The sequence below is a fragment of the Promineifilum sp. (SeqCode) genome (assembly GCF_041918635.1).
Lineage (GTDB): Bacteria > Chloroflexota > Anaerolineae > Promineifilales > Promineifilaceae > Promineifilum.
This window is the reverse complement of sequence record NZ_JAYRVJ010000563.1, coordinates 1-1,592: the sequence shown is the minus strand read 5'-3', so window position 1 is coordinate 1,592 and position 1,592 is coordinate 1. Positions and strand designations below refer to the sequence as shown.

Sequence of the window (1,592 nt, the reverse complement as noted above, 5' to 3'; positions counted from 1 at the left end):
GTCGCGCCGGGCCTGATCGTGACCAACCTCAACGCGGCGCTAGGGGGCAATGTCGCCAGCTTCGACGGCCGGTTCCTGGCCATCGCCTCCCCCACGAGTGGGGCCGGCAGCGCGTTGGTGTTCGAGCCGCCGGCGGCGGGCGACGCGACGCGCGTCCTGTTCGGCATCGACGCCCCACGCGACTACCACGGCCACGACGCGACGCGCGCCGAGGTGGTGGGCCGGCAGGATTGGCGGAACGGCGTTGACCTGACCTTCCTGCAAGTCGCCCGCTTCCTGCGCTTCGGCGTTGACGGCCAGCCGCCGCGCGACGTGGATTGCCTGCCGGCCGAGACCGCGGACGCCCACTTCGCCACGCTGGAGGAGATCGCCGCGGCCATTGACGACGCGCTGGATAGCAACGTGGCCCACGTGGCGGAGCGCGACGGCGGCCGTTACCTCGTCTTGCGCTCGACGAAGGAGGGGCAGGCCGGCCGGCTGGTGGTGGAGCCTCACTCCTCCGGCGACGCCCGCGCCCTCCTGTTCGGCGACGCGCCCATCACGACGACCGGAACCGATCCCCAGCCGGCCATCATCACCGGCGAGGCCGATCTGCTCCAGCCGGCCGATCTGGGCCGGCGCTCGGCGCTGCGCCTGGCGGTGGACGGCGGGCTGCCAGTGGACGTAGACGTGGCCGGCTACGCCCCCGGCGCGACGCTGCTGGAGGAGATCGTCGAGGCCATCAACGCCGCCTTCGCCACGCCCAACGGCCCGGCGGCGGTCGCCTCGGCCACGCCGGAGCGCCGCCTACGGCTCGCCTCGCCGACGACCGGCCCGGCCAGCCGGCTGGAACTCCTGCCGCTGCGCACCATCGACCTCATCGAATACCCGGCGACGACGGCGGAACTGCCCGCGCGCACCGTGCGCCACAACCGGCGCTGGCCCATGGACAACAGCGGCGCGGTGGCCGGCCTGGCCGAAGTCCGGATCGACGCCCCGTCGGGTGTGGCCGGGGTGGTGCTGGTCAACGAGACGATGGACCGGCAGGTGCGCCTGCTGACCGCCATCCCGCCCCGCGAGTCGGCGCGCATCTGGGCTGACGGCTCCCGGCTGCGGGCGGAGATCGGGCCAATGGGTGGACCGGCGCGGCGCGTGCCGGACCGGCAGATACTGGCCGGGCCGCCGGGGGCGCAGGCGCGCGTGCCCTTCCCCGGCGCGTGGAGTTTCAGCGGCGCGGCGGGTGAACGGCCCGCGCTGCAACTCAACAACCCGGTCGCCGACCAGATCGTGCGGCTGACGGCGCGGCAGGTCGCGGCGACGGGCGAGGGGTTGACGGTGCGCGTGGCCGATAGCGACGTGCCCCCGGCCACGGTGGACGCGGCGGCTGCTGACGGCCAGACAGTGGCCCTACCCGGCCGGATCGAGGCGACGGGCGAACCGCCGCGCTACCGGCTGGTGGGCGGCGACGGGGCGGCGCGGGCGGAGTTGCGCGCCGGGGCCGGCGTGGAATTGAGCGACTACCTGGATCGGGTCGTCGTCGCCCACGGCACGATCCATGCCGCCGAGGGCGGGCCGCTGCTCATCGTCGCGCGGCTGGAGGCGCTGTTCAAGGT

The 1,592-nt window shown here is 74.7% G+C and carries 1 pseudogene; it reads left to right on the top strand.

What is annotated here, in order from left to right:
* Positions 1-1,592 (top strand): annotated as a pseudogene (locus ACE3UY_RS16795) (hypothetical protein); the annotation flags it as partial.